The following is a 16,788-nucleotide window of genomic DNA, read 5'->3' as shown; positions in this document are numbered from 1 at the left end:
AAGGGGGTGTCCGCTCCTTCGCCGCCGGGCCGCTTCGCTGGCGGTTACTGGCAGATGAAGGAGCCGGTGAACTTCGTGACCGCGAAGTAGCCGTCGCGGTCGATCACCGTCTGTACCTGCTCGCCGACGCGTTCACGCAGCTCGGTGTAGAAGCCCGCTTCGAGTTCGTCGCCCGGCTGGGAGGCGGCACAGCAGTAGTTGTGTGCGGCGTAGAAGTCCAGGAACGGGTCGACGGCGGTGAAGCGAAGCTGGTCCTGCCATGTGCGCAGGTCGATCTCCGTGAAGTGGGCGGCGAGCTGGTCATGACCGTTGATCAACGAGATGCGGGCCTTGGGGGTGGCCTTGAACAGGTGTTTGGGAGCGTTCATCTGCTTCATGGCGGTGAAGTGGGCGTCGAACATTTCCACCATGGAGTCGGGCCGGTCGGTGGTCAGGATGAACCGTCCGCCTGGGGCCAGCACCCGTACGACGTCGCTCAGGCAGGCGTCGATGTCGGAGACGTAGTGCATCATGTAGATCGCTGTGACGCGGTCGAAGGAGTTGTCGGCGAACATGGACAGGTCGTCGGCGCTGCCCTCGATCCACTCGCATGGGGTGGCGACACCGGCCATCCGCTGGCGGGCGGCGCTCAGCACGCCGGGGGCGATGTCGAGGCCGACGATCCGGCCGTCGGAGAGGTGGGGGCGGATCTGCTCGGCCACGAATCCGTTGCCGCAGCCCACGTCCAGCCAGGACTCGGTGCCGGTCAGCGCCATCTGCTCCAGCAGATGATCGACCATGGTGCGAGGGTTGGTGCGGAATCGGTTGTGGGCGAGCTGCTTGCCATCGAGCATGCGCGTGTCGGCGAAGTAGCGGTCGCGGGCGTCTTCGGCGCTCAGCTCGAAGTACTCCTGGGGGATGGTGTCGGCGAGCTGGTCGAGGGCGGGCGTGCGGAAGTCCATGTGCGTTCTCCTTCGGTTGCGGCAGGGGTCAGGGGCCGGACGTGGCCCATTTGGTGCCGACGTACTTGTGGGGCAGCAGCTCGGCCAGCGGTACAGTGCGCGGGCCGAGGGGGGTGCCGACGACGACGGCCAAGGCGGGTGCGTGGTCCAGCAGGAGTTCGCGGCATAGCCCGCAGGGTGGCACCAGCCGTGCGGGCTCGTCCTCCTGCGGTTTGGGGTACCGTACGGCGGCGACCATGATCAGCGGGGCGGTGGTGGCCATGCGAGCGACGCCGAGCGCGACGGCTTCGGCGCACACCGCGGCGCGGCCGACCATGGCATCCAGGTGCAGGCCGAGATGGAGGCCGCCGTTTCGGTCGAGGATGGCGGCGCCGATCTGGTGCCGGGCCAGCACGTAGCGCGAGGAGATCAGCTCGTAGGCGGCGGCGACCACCCGGCGGTTGGTCTCATCGCCGCAGCCCGCGGACGGGTCCTTCTCTGGGGAGGGGGTCATGCGATGTGTCCCGGAGGGCGGAAGTCGCGGTAGATCTCCGACTCGCGGGGTCCGCGCGCACCCTGGTACTTGCCGGTGTACAGGGTGATGTCGCCCTGTACACGCCAGAAGGTCACCTGGCCGATGAGCAGGCCCGGGTACACGCGTACGGGCTGCACGGCGTGCAGCTGCAGTGTCCACTGGTTGTGTGAGCCGAGGTCGATGAGGTCGGCGGTCACGTGGACGAACAGGCCGAGCCGGGCGATGCTGGAGCGGGCCCGGATGATCGGCACGTAGTGGTCGCTGCCCATCATCTCCAAGGTGTGGCCAAGGTAGATGCGGTCTGGCTCCAGCACGATCCCCTCGGCGGGGATGGTGTGCTCGATGACGGGATTGGGCTGGGCGACGTCCAGGATCTCGGAGGTGTAGGTCTTGAGTATCGGGCCGAGCCGGAAGTTATAGCTGTTGGGATTTACTTGATCAGCGGTGAACGGGTCGATGGTGATTCGTCCCGCGGCGTGCTGGAGAGTGATCTCCGAACCAGTCAAGATCATCGGGGGCCTCCTGGCGGTGGCGTCGAAATGGCGGGTCAGGAAGCCGTGAGCAGCCGTGGCGGCGGAGTAACAGCAGTAGAAAAACCCCCGAAGTGCCCCACGTAGGGATGAATAGCTCCGTCGGGTACCCAGAACGACACCTGACCCACCACCATCCCCGCGTACAGGCGGATCGGCTGGACGACCACGAGCTCCAACGTCCACCGGTGAATTGCGCCGAGGTTTCCCAGGTCAGCCGACACCTGGAGGAACACCCCGAGCCTGCCGAGAGAGGAGCGGCCGATCAGGGACGGCACGTAGTGGTCGCTGCCGATCCGCTCCAGCGTGGTACCGAGGTAGACGCGACCCGGCCGGAGTACGACTCCGTCTTTGGGGATGACGATCTCCTCGGTGGGGTGATCACCGAGCGGGTCGATAACCGTGCTGCGGTGCAGGCGCAAGGTCGCACCGAGCCGGTAGTTGACGCTGTTGGGATTAACCAGATCAGGGGTGAACGGGTCGATGACGATCCGTCCGCGCTGCTGCTCGGCCGTGATTGCCGGACCGGTGAGAATCATGCTTTGACCGCCAGCTGGTCGATCAGAAAGGCCGCTTGAGCGCGGAGCGCCGCCAGACCACCATGGTTGGCCACCCGGTAGTACGGGACACGGCCGATGGGTGCTTCACTCGGATGCTCCTCATCGCCGGTGGTGAGGTCACCGCGGGCCTGTTTGCGCGCTCGACGTGTGTCTTCGGGGGCGTGGACCTCGATGAGCAGGAAGCCAAGGGCCACCAGCGCGTCGACGTCGGGGGCGCGCATGTCGTCGCACACCATCACGGTGGCGGGAGCAGCGGTGGCCACCTTGGCGGCGAACAGGTCGGTCAATGCGGTGGGATTGATCCGACGCAGATGCCCGGCCAGGTCGTTGAGCAGCAGCCCATCCTGCACAGCAGGGGAGAGCAGGGGGCGTCCGGCGACCGTGTGAATGAGTGCCTGCAGCTCATACAGGGGCGCACCGACTTTGACGATCGTGGATGTCACCCCGGCCGCGTCGAGCTGCTTGGTCAGCAGGCGGGCGAAGGTGGATTTACCGGCGCCGGGCAAGCCGTGGAGCGCGAGTCTGTGCATGCGAAACCAGGCCCCTTCACGGGCGTGCGATTAAGGAAAGCCAGACTGAGAAGCACATCATCGAGAGCGTGCTCTCATGCCTTTCACCAGTGCTGATGGCTATGAAAACCTGATGTCACAAGGCTGACTAGAGGTTGTCTGTAGTCTTTTCGCGCAGCCGCTGTAGCCTCTCGCCCGCGAGCGCTAGGCGATCAAGGCGCGGGTGCGGGATCGTGAGAGTACTGGCAAGCACACCCACCCCTGGGGAGCAGCCGTATGACGGAACCACTCAAAGATCATCCATTGGTGATCTTGCGTGCTGAGCTCGGTCTGTCGCAGGCCGAGTACGCGAAGAAGCTGGATGAGGTGCATCAGGCACTCAGGCTCGGGGGGCTGTCGCACCGGCGACAGAAGATCTACCGCTGGGAGTCTGGCTCGGTGGTCCCGCAGGCTTCCGCGCAGCGGGCGATTGCAGAACTGCATGGGGTACCGGCTGCGCTCGTGAAAGCGATGCCGTGGCCGGAGTGGCTGGCAACGGCATGCCACCAGATACAGGGGTCTCCCTGCTATGGGGATCAGGCAGCTACGGTAGGAGTGCTGACTGATCTGGCACGGGGAGGCGCGGTGGACCGACGCGAGTTTCTGATCATGACGTCGGCTGCTCTCGGCTCCTCCGTTGCGGGCTGGCAAGAGGCCATGGCCGCGATAACCAGCCCGGTCTCGACCGGTCGGCGCCGCATATCCGCGCCGATGGTGGATCACCTTGAGGTCCGCCTGGATCGCCTCCGTCATCTCGACGACGCCCTGGGCAGTGCCCACCTCCGCGACCTCGCGATGGCCGAGTTCTCATTCATCGTCGGGCTGGTCAAGGATGCGCGCTTCGACGGACCCACCAGCCGCCGCCTGTACGCAGCCGCCGCCGAAGCCGCTCGCTGCTGCGCCTGGGTCCACTTCGACGACGGCTTCCACGCCCAAGCGGAGAAGTTCTTCGACGCGGCGCTGCGCGCCTCGGCTACCGCAGGCGACGCCCTCGTTGGCGCGTACGCGCTGTCTTTCCGAGCCATTCAGCATTACACCGCTGGAGATCCATACGACGCCGTTGCCCTCATCGAAGCTGCTCAAGTCCAGACGAAAAACAAAGCCACTCCCCGCTTCCGCGCGATGCTCGCCGCCCGTGCCGCCCGCTCCTACTCCAAAGCTGGCGATCGGCGCGCCTGCGCTCGCGCGCTGCACCAAGCACGTGATCTACTCGCCTTCGGGCCGCACGCCGATGATCCGCCCTACCTGTATTGGGTAACCCTGGGCGAGGTGGAAATGATCGCTGGCTCGTCCGCGCTTCAGCTCGGCGACCCCCATGAAGCAATCCGCCGATTCGACGCCGCGATTGACGCTAACTACGCGGGAGACGACCAGTATCCGCGCACGCATGCCATATATCTAGCGCGCGCCGCGGATGCTCACCTGGCACTGCGCGACCTGGACCAAGCGGTCGCGGTCGCCGACCATGCTGTCCGCTGCCTCGGTGGCGTTGACTCGGCCCGATCGACAGCGACTCTGGACGACTTGAGGGGCAAACTCGCTAAACACCGGCATGTGGCAGTTGTCCGAGACTTCCTTGACCTCACCGCTTAACCGAGTAAAAGCACTAACTTCGCCCAGTGGCCCGGCCCAGCGCGACGACGCCGCTGCGGGAGCACCGGACGATGATCACCGACCAAGATTGGCCGCAAGAACGGCCGTTGATACTTCCCGGTCTGTATGCGGTGCCCGACCCTAGTCCCAGAATCAGCCCAGACCGGCGCGGGACTTCGGCAACCGCTCTCCACATCACCTTCCCAGATCGGCTAGAGCCGCCCGCTAGGCTGGCCCGTGCGCCGCTGAGCTGAGGGCCGGGCACCCTACGTCTTCGGGGGCCCGTGACGTGACCAGCTGCCAGCCCGGTGGTTCCAGGTGAGGAAACCGCGTGAACTCGTCGCGGCGGCTCAGCGTTGGGCCGCCCGCCGGTTCCGAATCACCCAGCCGGACCAGTCGTGGCAACACCGAGCGTGGAGTTACTACGACACCACCCCGGAGGTGCGGTTCGCGTCGAAGTGGATCGGCAACGCCATGGGCAAGGGCCGCCTGTTCGCTGGCGTCCGCGACGAGGACGGCACCGTCAAGCCGCTACCTGACAGCCACCGGGCATCCGAGCTGGTGGCGTCCATCGCCGGCGGCCCGGCTGGGCAGTCGCAGTTGCTCGCCGCGTTCGGCCCGCACCTGGTGGTCGCCGGCGAAGGGTGGATCGTTATCCGTCCCACTGAGGACGCCCGTACCGGGCAGCGCACAGGCGAGGACTGGCGGGCCCTGTCGGTGCTAGAGGTGACATCGAAAGGCCAGGACCTGGAGGCGGAGATCGACGGCGAGCCGGTTCCGATCCCGCCGCATGACCCGTCTAAACCCGCTGACCCGCTGGCGCCGGCCGCGATCCGCGTGTGGGATCCGCACCCGCGTCGGCATATCGAAGCGGACTCGCCGATCCGGTCGTCGCTGGGCCTGCTGGAAGAACTACGGCTGCTGAACGCGGCTGTCGCGTCGATCGCCCGTTCCCGGCTGACGGGGCGCGGCGTGCTGCTGGTGCCGCACGGAACCCGGTTCCCGTCCAAACCGGGTGTGCTGGACGGCGAAGAAGACGACCTGATCGACGTGTTCATGCAGGTCGCTGAAACCGCGTACAAGGATCCCGAGAGTGCGGCGGCCGCAGTGCCGATCATTCTGGAGGTGCCGGCCGACGCGATCGGCAAGATCGAACGGGTGACGTTTGAGTCGGACTTCGACGACCTGGCGGCGAAGCTCCGCGAGGAAACCATCCGCCGATTCGCCACAGGTTTGGATACTCCGGCGGAAATCCTGTTGGGCACAGGTGAAGTAAATCATTGGTGTACGGTGCGCCATGTGGAAATCATGACGGGGTCGGGTTGGAAGACCTACGACCAGCTCACGGTCGGCGAACCGGTTCTGACTCTCAACCACGAGACCGGACTGTCGCAGTGGCAGCCCCTCACCGCCGTCAACACCTGGGACGTCGTCGACGAACCCATGATCAAGATCAAGGGCAGGCGTCATACCTCGATCACGACGGCCAAGCACCGCTGGCCGCTCGTCACCGGACGCAACCGTGCCCGCGCCTGGACGACCAGCGGCGAGCTCGCCGACGCCGCCCACCACGACGGCCCGGACACGCAACGCCAGGAGTACCTGGTGCTGGCCGCCCCGAACGCCGACCTGCCCACGGAGCCCAAGTACAGCGACGCCCTGGTGGAAGCGGTCGCCTGGTACTTCACCGAGGGAACCTCCGGTGTCCGGCAGGGCCGCAACACGCCGAAGGTGTCCATCTACCAGTCGCACCACGTCAACCCCGGCAACTGCGACCGCATCATGCGCGCCCTGACGGCCCTGTTCGGCCCGTCGAGCGAAACCCTCGACAAGGGCGGCCGCTACGCCAGCCCCGAATCGGTCGCCCGCCGCGACGAAGCCAAGCGGCTGAAGGCCGAAAACCCGACGATGACCAACGCCGACATCGGCCGCCGGCTCGGCGTCTCCAAGGTAATGGCCGGCAAGTACCTCGCCGGCGACAGCAAGACCCGCGACGCCATACCGCGCTGGCGGATGACCATCTCGGCGAATGGCCAGCTGACGGAATTCCGGCTGAACTCGGCCGCCGCCGAAGTGGTGGTCGAGCACGCCCCCGAGCGGATCGTCACGCTCGACTTCGTCCGCTCCCTCACCGCCGCCCAGCTGGAGCTGTTCATCGACACCGCGATCCGCGCAGACGGCCACTACATGCAGGGCAAGACGCCAGTGTTCGGGCAGAAGAACCCGCGCATGTGCGACGCCTTCGAGCTGGCTCTGATCCTGTCTGGACGCTCGTCGTACCGGACCGAGCACAACGGGTGGGGAACGTCCGCGTCAGGGCCGCGCAAGAAGACCCAGCACATGGTCATCGGCTCCGACCGGGCGACGTTCGCGCCACGCGGCCGTAGCTTCACCGAAGAGCTGTACACCGGCACGATCTGGTGCCCGACCACCCCGAACGGCACATGGCTGGCACGCCACGAAGGGACGGTGTTCTTCACCGGTAACTCCGGCTGGCAGCTGAAAGAGGAAGCGATCACTTTGGCGGTGGAGCCGCGCCTGGGCACCCTCGCTGACGCGCTGACCACGCAGTGGCTGCGACCCACCCTGGAAGACGAAAACCACCCAGAGGCTGAGCAGGCGCTGGTCTGGTACGAAACCAGTTTGCTGCGGATCCGCGCGAACCGGCCGCAGACCGCGCTGGAGGTGCACGACCGCGGGGTCATCTCTGATCAGGCGCTGCGCCGGGAGACAGGGTTCGACGACGACGACGCGCCCACCCTGGAGGAGAAGCAGGCCCGCGCCGCCCGCGACGCCCGAGAGGAGCCGATCGGGCGGGAGCCGGGGCTGCCGGTCGACGAGACCGAAAACATGCCGGACACACTGCCCGCTGCCGCAGCCGTGCACGACCCGGCGGGGACGCTCGCCCACATGGACCGCAGGGGGCGCGACCTGGTCGAGCAGATGAAGCGCCGGCACGGCCTGAACGACGATGAGCTACGGGATGTGCTGTATGGCCTGGTGCTGCTGCACTCCAAGGAGACGTGATGGGCGGGCGTGATCCGCGGGCCGGGCAGCGTGATCAGGTGGCGCGGGCTTTGGCCGGGCTGGAACCCATGGTGGGGCGCGCTGTGCGGGCAGCGTTGGATCGGGTCGCCGCCCAGTACGCGGCCTCCCTGCGAGCATCCACCGCCGTAGGGGATCTGGTGGCTCAGGGGGAGCCGGTTGATGACGCTGACGCGCGCCGCGTCTCCGAGTTGTGGGCTGCGGCGCTCCTCGTGATCGTGCTGGCGTTGCTGACCGTGTTCGGCGCCGCCCTGGTGGCGGCGCGGCGGGCGCTCGGCGTGCCCGACCAGCAGCCCAGCACCCCGCCGCCTGATCCTTCGCCGGTGAAGGCCGGCGAACCGGACCGGCCTGCTGACATCCCAGACCTGGTCGACCTGTATATGAACCGGCCGCTGGAGTTGCCCGACGTGGTCCGTGACTACCTGCTCGCCGCGGAGAACCGGCTGCGTGACGTCGGCGACAGCCTGTGGCGGGCGGCCCGGCAGTCCCTCGCGGACGGGGTCGCCGCCGGCGACACCATGGACGGGTTACGGGCTCGGCTGCAGGCCACGTTCCGGGAAGGCGGAGCCCAGCTGGGGGAGGCCCGCGCCGCCCGTATCGCCCGCACGGAAACGCTGGCCGCGTGGAACTGGGCGGCGTTGCATGTCGCCCGCTCCCAGCCGTCCGGATCGCGGCCGCTGTTCAAAAGCTGGCTGGCGACGCTGGACCTGCGCACCCGCGACGCGCATTTCCGCGCTGACGGGCAGGTGGTGCCGTTGGACGGGGTGTTTCGTGTGGGCGGCGAGTTCCTCGACTTCCCCGGCGACCCGATCGCTTCGCCGGGCAACACGGTGAACTGCCGGTGTGCGATGACGTTCCATTCCGAGGAGTCGGCCGAGCCGCCGCCTGACACCGGCCGGCAGGGGCTGTCAGACCAGGAAATCAACGATGTCGTCAACGGGTTCGAAAAGCGAGGGGTTGTGAGGGACATTAGTGCCGCTTCGGGCGGCCCGTACACGGGGGCGATGGTGGCGTTGGTGCCGTCGCAAGCCGACATCGACCGGCTGTTGGTCGACGACGGCGAACTCGCCGACGACCTGCACCTGACGCTGCTGTTCCTCGGCGACGGCGACGACGTTGACGCCGAAACCCGGCAGGAGATCGTGGACCGGCTGCGGGGGTGTGTCGCGGAGCTGCGCGACGTCGACGGTGTGCCGCTGCCCGTGCAGGGCGACGGGTTCGCGCTCAGCGCGTTCAACCCGGGTAGCTCCGAGCCGGACACGGCGCTTGTGCTCGGCGTCGGCGGCGAACACCTCGCCCAGGTGAAAAACGCGGTGACGTACTGCGTCGGCGACGTGTACGCGTTCCCGGCCCAGCACACCCCGTGGGTGGCGCACGTCACCCTCACCTACAGCGACGACCTGGCCCAGCTTGCCGGGCTGGTCGACCGGACCGGGCCGATCACGTTTGATCGGCTGCGCGTCGTGTTCAACGGCGACATCACCGACATTCCACTCTCGGCTTCTGAAGGAGACGCCATGCCTGACCAGGACCTTTCCGCTGCCGCGCAGCCGCCCCGCCGCTGGTCCACGCCGGGCGAGACGGCGCTCGCGTTCGAAGACGAGGAGACGGGGGACGGCCGGATTTTCGCGCCGCGCGCCCTGTACTGGGACGGCGAGTCGTGGCCGCTGCAGTACGCCGACGAAATGCGCGGCGGCCACCAGGGCGCTGTCCTCGCCGGGGAGATTCAGCAGATCAACCGGGTAGGTGGCCGTATCACCGGAGGCGGCGTCCTGTACCCGGACCGGGGCGCGGGGCAGGCGGCGATCGACCTGCTGGAGCAGCAGGCGCCGCTGGGGGTGTCCGTCGACTTGGACGACGTCGACATGGAGCTCGTCGACCGGCGCCGCCGCGAAGAGCACCCAGCTGAGGACGAGGTGGTTTTGCTGGCGTCCCTGAAGGAGGCGTCGGTCATGCAGCTGCCGGGCGGCGCCTGGTCGGTGCGAGCCACCCAGGTGGTGGAGTGGACGACCGGCGAGCAGGGGGCGATGAGCGGCGACGGGTTGCGGGCGGCGCTCACCGCGGCGGGCATCGCCGCGGCCGCCGGCGACGGCGACGACAAGCCGGGCGAAGTGCTGTTCTCCGAGCAGGCCGGTGACTTCGTCATGCGCATCACGAAGGCGCGGGTACGCGGCGCCACCCTGGTGGCCATGCCCGCTTTCGCGCAGGCGTGCATCACCCTCGACCCAGTCGGCGCGCCCGCGCCGGGCCTGGCCGCCTCCGGCGACTGCGAGGAGTGCGACAGCAGCAGCGAACTCGAGGTGATGGACCCGCTGACCGCGTCCGCGTGGCACGAGCTGCAAGCCCTGCCCGCTCTGCCCGCCGCGTGGTTCCACGAGCCGACGGTGAAGGAGCTGCCGCCGGACTCGGGTGGCGTCCACTACGCCGACGGCCGGATCTACGGGTGGGTGGCGCAGGCCGGTGTGCCGCACGAAGGGTTCCCCGGCCGCCGGTTGACGATCGAGAGCCTCGGTGACATCGACCTGACGGGTTTCCTGCGCGCCAGGATGAACCTGGACGACGGGACAACGGTGAAGGTCGGCGCGTTCACGATGAACGTCGGCCACCACCGGGACGGCGCCGAATGCGAGACCGCCGCCTGCCAGTTCGACGACTCACGCACCGTCGCCGGGGTGATCACCGTGGGGATGAACGAGCGCGGCATGTGGTTCAGCGGTGCGGCCGCGCCCTGGCTCAGCGACTGGGACCGTATGGTGTTCACCGCCTGCCAGCCGAGCTACCACATGCGGCAGGAGCAGTCCGGGCGGTGGGCGCTGCGGGCGGTCCTGTCGGTGCCGGTCCCCGGGCATCCGTCCCGGCTGGCCGCGTCCGTGGTCATCGGCCGGGCGAACCTGGCGCTGACCGCGGCCGTCGCCCCCGCCCTGGCGGTCCCGGCGGTTCCGGTCGTCGATTACGAGCAGTTGGCTGTCGCTGTGGTCGACGAGATGGAACGTCGGCAAGCGGCCCGCGCTGAAATCGAGGCGTTGGCTGCCGGGCTGGCGCCGATCCGCGCGGAGATCGCACAAGCGCTCGCCGCTGAGATCAAGGCGGCGTGATGGCGTGTACGCCGTGCGCGGCCCGCGCCGCCAACCGGCCTGTGTGGCAGGTGAAGGAGACCACCGGCCGGGTCGTCTACGAGAGTACGTCCCGGCCGGCTGCGGACGCGGTTGCCCAGCGTTACCCGGGTGGTCAGGTCGTGTCCGCCGCAGGAGGCAACCCGGCCCCCGCGCCGTAGTCGGCCCAAAGGTAGGCCGCCGAGACACTGCGGCGGTCCGCCGTCACATATGCAGGTGGTCCCCTGGCAGCGCCGCCGTACGCAACTTGTCCAGCAAGGTTGTGTTCTTGGTGTGGAAGTCGTTATGGGCGGTCACCAGGTCGGTGCCGGTCAGGGCGGACTCCAAGAAGATCTCCACTTCCCACATGGCGAGATAGCTGCTGAACAGGGCGATGCTGCCCACCGCGCCTGCGGTTGCAGGGCCGCCGTGGGTGACCGCGTTACGGATCCGGAAGAGCCGGTCGAGTTGACGGTCCCACTGGTCGACAAGCTGGGTCAGCCACGTGTTGAAGGCGGCGGTGTTGCTCAGCCGCTTGTCCAAGGTTCGTAGCCGGCGCCCCAGCTGATGATGCGTCGGGTAGAGGTCTTTGAGCTCATGGAGGGCCTGCCGTGTCGAGTTCGGAACGAGTTCCATGCGTCCCAGCTCGGTGAACTCCACCGTCCTGTTTTTGATGTTTTCAAGCTGCTTCCACGCTGTGATGGGGAGTTCCCCGAGATCGCCACCAACAGCGTCAAAGATCGTGCCGGCCAGGTGTGCCCGGGTCTGGTACTCCAGCCATGCCGTCTTCATGTACGCGCGGAGATGGTCGTCCCATGCGGCCGTGCCGACACGAGACGCAGCGGTCTCGATCACCTGGACGTTCGCGGTCACCCGGCCGCGAGCCGACTGGGCTTGAGCATCTCGCCACCAGCTCAGCAGTTCCACGGCTTCGGCCAGCCTGGGTTCGATAATCGGGATCTTGCCATGGGCCTTCGCCCAAGTGGTCATTTCGGCGTAAACCCTGATCAGCTCGGGATAGTCGGACGGTTTGCCAGCGGCGTCGCAGCTGACGGGGATGTACTGCAGACGGGTCTGCGCCGGCGACAGGTGGCTGGTGCCGGGCAGGAGACGCCAGACGCGCTCCTCGTAGACGTTCGCGTGGAACTTCCCGATCGTGACCAGCGCCTCTACCTGGTCGCGGGCCGCTTTGACAGGGTCGACGTAGGTGTTCGCGGGCAGGGAGACGCGAATGAGCACGACGCCCTTGGTGTGCGGCATCTTAGCCATGCTCTGGCCGTCGAAGCTGGTCCACTGCTCTCCATACTTACCGAACTTGGCGGTGGCTTTCTGCGGGTCGTCGGGAACGGTCTCGCTGTCGAAGAAGGCCATGTTCCCGATCGTGTCGGCGGTTCGGAGATAGAGGGCTGCCCGCTCGCACGCCAGCCAGACCACGTGCTGACGTGCGCTGGGCGGCAAGGTAAGGAATCGTTCGATTAGGTCGCGCCGCTGCGTGGCGGACAACTTCTCCAACTCCCAGGGGTGTGGTCTGGTACTGGGGGAGTCAGGCGCCGGGGTGTCGCCGAGAGCGGAGCGGATACGATGCACGGCCGACGCGTCGTTGTCGAGCAGCCCGTCCAGGTCGGAGATGAACTGTTCGACATCGTGTTTAGCGAGGCGCGCGAGCGCCAGGAAGAGATCACGCCTGATCGCAATCGCTTCGGGAGAGGAATCGTCCCTCCCGCACTTCGACCACAGGTCGAGCCATGCTGCTTGCAGCACGTCAGGGTTCTTGAGATGGTTGATAAGGATGTTCAACGCCGTCTCGGCGGGTTTTCTATCCGTTTCGGGATCGTTCCGAAGAGGCATGAGCGACGTCTCCAAGACAGCGAGGTCGCTCTGCAGCGCGGCCTGAACCTTCGCTCCGAGCCCATCCTTCATCGCACGGTCGTAGTCACGGATCGCTGACATCAACGCTGGCGGATGGTACCTGGGGTCGAAGTTGCGGGAGTCTTCCAGCCAACCCAGCAGTTCTGCGGCGGCCGCCGGGAAGTTCAGCAGCGAAGGGCTAGACCATCCGCGTTCCGGTGCTCTCAGGGCGTGCCGTACCTCGTCCGCAGTGTCTGGCTCCCTGGGGTCAGCAGAAGACAACTCAGCCACATTTCCTCCCTATATAACAGCAGTAGCACCTAGGGTGTCAGAAATGGTATGGAGCGCACGGGTTCTGTGCTCGTTTACGGGACGCCCCGATACGGGCCGGGCCGATCGCCTCGACCTGGGTGTCGACCATGCCGCTCTTCGCGGCGACGCAGACGTGGTCGAAGTGCGTGCCAAGAGATTCGCCGCAGCAGAGGCAGGCCATGACGTCCTCGTCGGTGTATGTCAGCCGGCCTGTCTCAGGGGGAGGAGAAGCCATGACGGCGACGGTACCCAGCGCGGAAGGCTTTTGCCCGAACCGGCCGGCCAGGGCTTGGTGCACGCTTCCGCTCAGCGGATTTCGGGCTGTGAACCCCGGCGGGTAGGCGGTCGCCGTACCGTAACCGAGGTGACGGACAACGAAAACGGTCCTTGTGGTAGCGAGGCGGCTGGGGTGGCTTTGGTGCGCAGCGCCTACGAACGCTGGTCGGGTCTTCCGCCCGTTGATGTTCGGGTGAGTCGCCGGGACGCGTACGTGGTGATGGGCGGCCTGCAGTTGCTGCTGCGCCACCCCGCCCTGGGAGATTCGATGAAAAGCGTTTTCGAACAGGTAGGCCGGGACATTCAGCGCCTCATCTGCGATGACGTCGAGCTGTACGCGTTGGCCGAGGCGGGGTGGAACCCGGTGTACGACGTGGCGGAATAACCGCGGCCCCGGGGGTGTGCCGGGCGGGTCGGCGAAACGCGGCCACCCCTGAAGGGGTAGACGCCCGAAAGGCCAGGTTGCGGGTACGCTACCGGCAATAGCCGCTGGTCGTGGGCCGGGCTCTCCGAAATCTTTGGGAGAGACCGTGGAGCGGTTCGAGCTGCCCGACGACATCACTGCCCTGGACGACGCCGAACTGTCAGAGCTCCTTGCGGGTGCTGTCGCCGCGTTCGACGCGCTGTCCACGAGTGACCGGGTGTCAGCTGACGACCTGGCCGAGTTGCGCCGCCTGTCGGGTGCGGTGAACAACATTCGCAGCGAGATGCAGTCTCGCCTGGAGGCGGCTGAGGCTGCCGCAGCCGAGATCGACCAGCTGGCAGCCCAGGTGCGTGGCACCCCGGGCGACGAGCTGGTGGAGGCTGCCGCGGAGGGCGGGGAGACGGTCGCGGTCGAAGAGCCCGCCGCTGCTGTGGAAGAGCCGGTGACCGCGTCGTCCGCCGTGGTGCAGCGCCGCCCGGCACTGGACCTGTCCGGGGTGCGGCGCCGTATGCCGTCGGTGCTGCCGCCGCCTCCTCCGCCCGGCCCGGAGATCACCGCGTCCGTTGACGTGCCCGGCTACCAGCCGGGGCAGCCGCTGGACATGGACGGCGTCACCGAGGGCATCATCCGCCGCGCCAACGCGTTGAAGACCGCGGGCGGCGGCGTCGGTTTGACCGCTTCCTACCGGCTGCCGTTCAACCGCGAGCTGATCGTCAACGATTCGTCGTCGGGTACCGAGGGCACCCGGGCGGTGCTTCTCGCCTCCGACCAGGCCCGCCTGCCGGGCACTGACCTGGTCGCCTCGGGCGGCTGGTGTGCGCCCAGCGAGACGGTGTATGACCTGGCGAGCATCGCCTGCCCGGAGATGCTGTGGGACCTGCCGGAGATCCAGCTGGCGCGCGGCGGGCTGAGGTACTTCCCCATTCCCAGCCTTGACGTGGCGTCGATGACGTTCGTGCACACCGAGGCCGACGACATCGCCGGGTCGACGAAACCCTGCTTCAAGATCCCGTGCCCGGATCCGATCGAGGTCCGGTGTGACGCGATCGGCGTCTGCCTGGAGTCGGGAATCCTCACCCAACGGCACTTCCCTGAGCTGGTCGCCTGGTACCAGCGCAACGTGATGGTCGCCCACGAGCTGCGGATCCGCCAGCACCTGTTCGAGCAGGCCCTGGCGCAGGCCACCGCGGTCGCTATCGCCCCGACGTTCGGCGCCCTGTCGGCGGTGTATGCCGCGATCGCTTTGCAGGCCGCCGACATGGTGGAACGGCACAGCCTGTGCGACAGCATCAACATCGAGGTGACGCTGCCGTGGTGGTCGCGCAGCCTGATGCTGGCCGACCTGGCACGGCAGAACGGCCGCCGCCTGGACGAAGTGCGGGTGCAGGAGCTCGTCGACCTGTTCGCCACGCTGGGTGTGCGTATCCAGTGGGCGCGAGGCCTCGGCCCGGCGGTCCCGACTGACATCGGCGGCACCACCCCCGCCGTCGACTGGCCCGCCCAGCTGCAGTTCCTCATCTACGTGGCCGGGTCGCTGCAGGCCGGCCGAGGCGGGGAAATCAGCCTGGGCGTCATCCATGACAGCACAAAGTTCCAGGTCAACGACTACACGGCCCTATTTAGTGAGGAATGTGTCGCTTTGATCAATCGTGGGCCGGACCTGCGGCTGGTCACGATGCCGATCTGCCCGAACGGCGCCACCGCCGCGCAGATCACCGCCGCCTGCCCGATCGCCTGACTCACCCCGGCCGGATCGTCCCGGGCGCGAGGCGGACCCTCCCCCCGTACCCGGGCACCGCACGAACCCCTCGTGAGGAGGTGGGAGCATGCCGCACCCCGGCATGCGGCGCCGTGTCCAGGCCATCCCGGGCACGCCGATGCCGAACGGCCTGCTCGGCGGCTGCACGACCATCCTCGACGTTGAGGACCCGCACGAGCTGCTCGGCGTCGACTGGATCAGCCTGTCGTGCAAGGAGGCGCACCCGACCGACTGGTGCCCGACCGACGACGCCGGCAACCCGCTGCCGGCACCCGGCCCGAAAACGTTCGAAAGGCCCGACAGTGAAACCGCCGGCCCGGTCACCATCTACGCCGGGGCGGTGTGCTCGGCGCCGGGATTTTCGTACGCGGAGGCGGAACAGCATGCCCGCGCCGGCCTGTCCCAAGGCGAGGGCCGCGCCCTGGAGGAGTGGTTTTGGCGCGACGTGCTCGCCTCGAAGGCGGTGGACCGCACCCCGGCGGCCGGACCCGTGTCGGTCACGCAGGGCATCGCGATCCTGGAGGGGTGGCTGGCCGCCGACTACGGCGGCGTCGGCGTCATCCACGTCCCGGCTGGCGCGGCCGCGCTGCTCGGCCGATTCAACCAGCTGATGGTGCAAGGCTCCCGGCTGCGCACCTGGTTGGGCAACTGCGTGGTGCTCGGTGCCGGCTACGCCGTCAACACCGGCCCGGATGGGACACCCGCACCGGCGGGGCAGGCGTGGTTGTACGCGTCCGGCCCGGTGGTGGTGCGGCGCGGCCCCGTTGACGTCATCCCCGGCCAGGCGCCCGCCTCGGTGAACATCCGCAACAACGACCGGCTGGTGCTCGCGGAGAGGACGTTCGTCCCCTCGACGACGTGCGCCGTCGAAGCCGTGCTGGTCGACCTGTGCCTGTGCTGCCCCTGAGGGAGACCGCGTGATCAGAATCTGGCCCCGTCGAGACCTCCGTCAGGCTTTCGCGGCGTGGGCGGTGCAGCAGCGACCGAAGGTCCGCACCACCTCACCGGTCGAGTTCGCCGTCCCCGACGCTCTCATCCCAGCCATCCCTGAGCACCTCCTCGCCGGTGCCCGGCTGGATGGCCAGCTGTACGTGGCACCTGCCCCCGACGCGCGAGCTACGCGAGGGGCCGCCGACCAGGGGCAGGTGCCGCTCCCATCCGCCGACCAGGGGCAGGTGCCGCCCCCATCTGCCGCCCAGGACACCGGCGAGCAGGAGGAGCAGCCACCGCCGGCCAGCGGCGAGCCTGCCTCTCAGCCTGCGGCCGTGCAGGAAGACCAGCCCGCCGGCTCGGTGTCGGCTTCAGCCAGGCGGCGAGGCCGCGGCAAGAGCGAGAAGGGGCGATGA

Annotated in this window: 14 protein-coding genes; 7 read left to right on the top strand and 7 right to left on the bottom strand. The window is 67.8% G+C overall.

The window, feature by feature from the left end; genetic code table 11:
- Positions 1-44 precede the first annotated feature (44 nt).
- Genes ACIBH4_RS11370 through ACIBH4_RS11350 form a run of 5 tightly spaced genes read right to left on the bottom strand, consistent with a single transcriptional unit; the run spans position 45 to position 3,075 of the window.
- Positions 45-941, bottom strand: a complete 897-nt coding sequence (locus ACIBH4_RS11370) for a class I SAM-dependent methyltransferase (protein WP_362766930.1) — start codon at positions 939-941, stop codon at positions 45-47.
- A 28-nt stretch (positions 942-969) separates the two neighbouring features.
- Positions 970-1,434: a hypothetical protein gene (locus ACIBH4_RS11365; protein ID WP_362766927.1), complete on the bottom strand. Its 465-nt coding sequence runs from the start codon at positions 1,432-1,434 to the stop codon at positions 970-972.
- Positions 1,431-1,967: a dCTP deaminase domain-containing protein gene (locus tag ACIBH4_RS11360; RefSeq protein ID WP_362766924.1), complete on the bottom strand. Its 537-nt coding sequence runs from the start codon at positions 1,965-1,967 to the stop codon at positions 1,431-1,433. The genes ACIBH4_RS11365 and ACIBH4_RS11360 overlap by 4 nt, the downstream gene beginning before the upstream one ends.
- Positions 1,968-2,002: 35 nt before the next feature.
- Positions 2,003-2,524, bottom strand: a complete 522-nt coding sequence (locus tag ACIBH4_RS11355) for a dCTP deaminase domain-containing protein (protein ID WP_362766921.1) — start codon at positions 2,522-2,524, stop codon at positions 2,003-2,005.
- Positions 2,521-3,075, bottom strand: a complete 555-nt coding sequence (locus ACIBH4_RS11350; RefSeq protein WP_362766918.1) for an AAA family ATPase — start codon at positions 3,073-3,075, stop codon at positions 2,521-2,523. Before ACIBH4_RS11350 ends, ACIBH4_RS11355 begins: the two co-directional genes overlap by 4 nt.
- Positions 3,076-3,330: 255 nt before the next feature.
- Between ACIBH4_RS11350 and ACIBH4_RS11345 the strand changes: the two genes are divergently transcribed.
- From ACIBH4_RS11345 to ACIBH4_RS11335, 3 genes are all read left to right on the top strand, one after another.
- Entirely contained in the window at positions 3,331-4,686 is a 1,356-nt protein-coding gene (locus ACIBH4_RS11345) for a helix-turn-helix transcriptional regulator (protein ID WP_362766915.1), read from the top strand.
- 318 nt (positions 4,687-5,004) lie between these two features.
- Entirely contained in the window at positions 5,005-7,713 is a 2,709-nt protein-coding gene (locus ACIBH4_RS11340) for a hypothetical protein (protein ID WP_362766912.1), read from the top strand.
- Positions 7,713-10,826 (top strand): phage minor head protein, encoded by a 3,114-nt coding sequence (locus ACIBH4_RS11335; protein WP_362766909.1) that lies wholly within the window; start codon positions 7,713-7,715, stop codon positions 10,824-10,826. Before ACIBH4_RS11340 ends, ACIBH4_RS11335 begins: the two co-directional genes overlap by 1 nt.
- 222 nt (positions 10,827-11,048) lie before the next feature.
- Here ACIBH4_RS11335 and ACIBH4_RS11330 read toward each other — a convergent pair whose 3' ends face one another.
- Both ACIBH4_RS11330 and ACIBH4_RS11325 read right to left on the bottom strand, forming a co-directional pair.
- Entirely contained in the window at positions 11,049-12,962 is a 1,914-nt protein-coding gene (locus tag ACIBH4_RS11330) for a hypothetical protein (protein WP_362766907.1), read from the bottom strand.
- A gap of 37 nt (positions 12,963-12,999) precedes the next feature.
- A complete protein-coding gene (locus tag ACIBH4_RS11325) occupies positions 13,000-13,218 on the bottom strand; it encodes a hypothetical protein (protein ID WP_362766904.1) in 219 nt (72 codons plus the stop codon).
- Positions 13,219-13,347: 129 nt separating this feature from the next.
- On the opposite strand from ACIBH4_RS11325, the gene ACIBH4_RS11320 reads away from it, so the two are divergent.
- The 4 genes from ACIBH4_RS11320 to ACIBH4_RS11305 all read left to right on the top strand — a co-directional run bounded on the left by ACIBH4_RS11320 (position 13,348) and on the right by ACIBH4_RS11305 (position 16,788).
- Positions 13,348-13,644 carry a hypothetical protein gene (locus ACIBH4_RS11320; protein ID WP_362766902.1) on the top strand — a complete coding sequence of 99 codons (297 nt, stop codon included), beginning with the start codon at positions 13,348-13,350 and terminating at the stop codon, positions 13,642-13,644.
- Positions 13,645-13,789: 145 nt separating this feature from the next.
- Positions 13,790-15,421, top strand: a complete 1,632-nt coding sequence (locus ACIBH4_RS11315; protein ID WP_362766899.1) for a major capsid protein — start codon at positions 13,790-13,792, stop codon at positions 15,419-15,421.
- An 88-nt stretch (positions 15,422-15,509) separates the two neighbouring features.
- Positions 15,510-16,349, top strand: a complete 840-nt coding sequence (locus ACIBH4_RS11310; RefSeq protein ID WP_362766897.1) for a hypothetical protein — start codon at positions 15,510-15,512, stop codon at positions 16,347-16,349.
- A gap of 10 nt (positions 16,350-16,359) precedes the next feature.
- Entirely contained in the window at positions 16,360-16,788 is a 429-nt protein-coding gene (locus tag ACIBH4_RS11305) for a hypothetical protein (protein WP_362766894.1), read from the top strand.

Source organism: Streptosporangium sp. NPDC050284, from assembly GCF_044459525.1.
In the GTDB taxonomy this organism is placed as follows: domain Bacteria; phylum Actinomycetota; class Actinomycetes; order Streptosporangiales; family Streptosporangiaceae; genus Streptosporangium.
This window is presented reverse-complemented; position numbering and strand designations above follow the sequence as displayed.

Excerpts from the sequence above, each read along its gene's own strand:
- ACIBH4_RS11335 (WP_362766909.1), top strand. The coding sequence starts at position 7,713 with ATGGGCGGGCGTGATCCGCGGGCCGGGCAGCGTGATCAGGTGGCGCGG.
- ACIBH4_RS11365 (WP_362766927.1), bottom strand. The coding sequence starts at position 1,434 with ATGACCCCCTCCCCAGAGAAGGACCCGTCCGCGGGCTGCGGCGATGAG.
- ACIBH4_RS11325 (WP_362766904.1), bottom strand. The coding sequence starts at position 13,218 with ATGGCTTCTCCTCCCCCTGAGACAGGCCGGCTGACATACACCGACGAG.
- ACIBH4_RS11360 (WP_362766924.1), bottom strand. The coding sequence starts at position 1,967 with ATGATCTTGACTGGTTCGGAGATCACTCTCCAGCACGCCGCGGGACGA.
- ACIBH4_RS11310 (WP_362766897.1), top strand. The coding sequence starts at position 15,510 with ATGCCGCACCCCGGCATGCGGCGCCGTGTCCAGGCCATCCCGGGCACG.
- ACIBH4_RS11370 (WP_362766930.1), bottom strand. The coding sequence starts at position 941 with ATGGACTTCCGCACGCCCGCCCTCGACCAGCTCGCCGACACCATCCCC.
- ACIBH4_RS11350 (WP_362766918.1), bottom strand. The coding sequence starts at position 3,075 with ATGCACAGACTCGCGCTCCACGGCTTGCCCGGCGCCGGTAAATCCACC.
- ACIBH4_RS11345 (WP_362766915.1), top strand. The coding sequence starts at position 3,331 with ATGACGGAACCACTCAAAGATCATCCATTGGTGATCTTGCGTGCTGAG.
- ACIBH4_RS11355 (WP_362766921.1), bottom strand. The coding sequence starts at position 2,524 with ATGATTCTCACCGGTCCGGCAATCACGGCCGAGCAGCAGCGCGGACGG.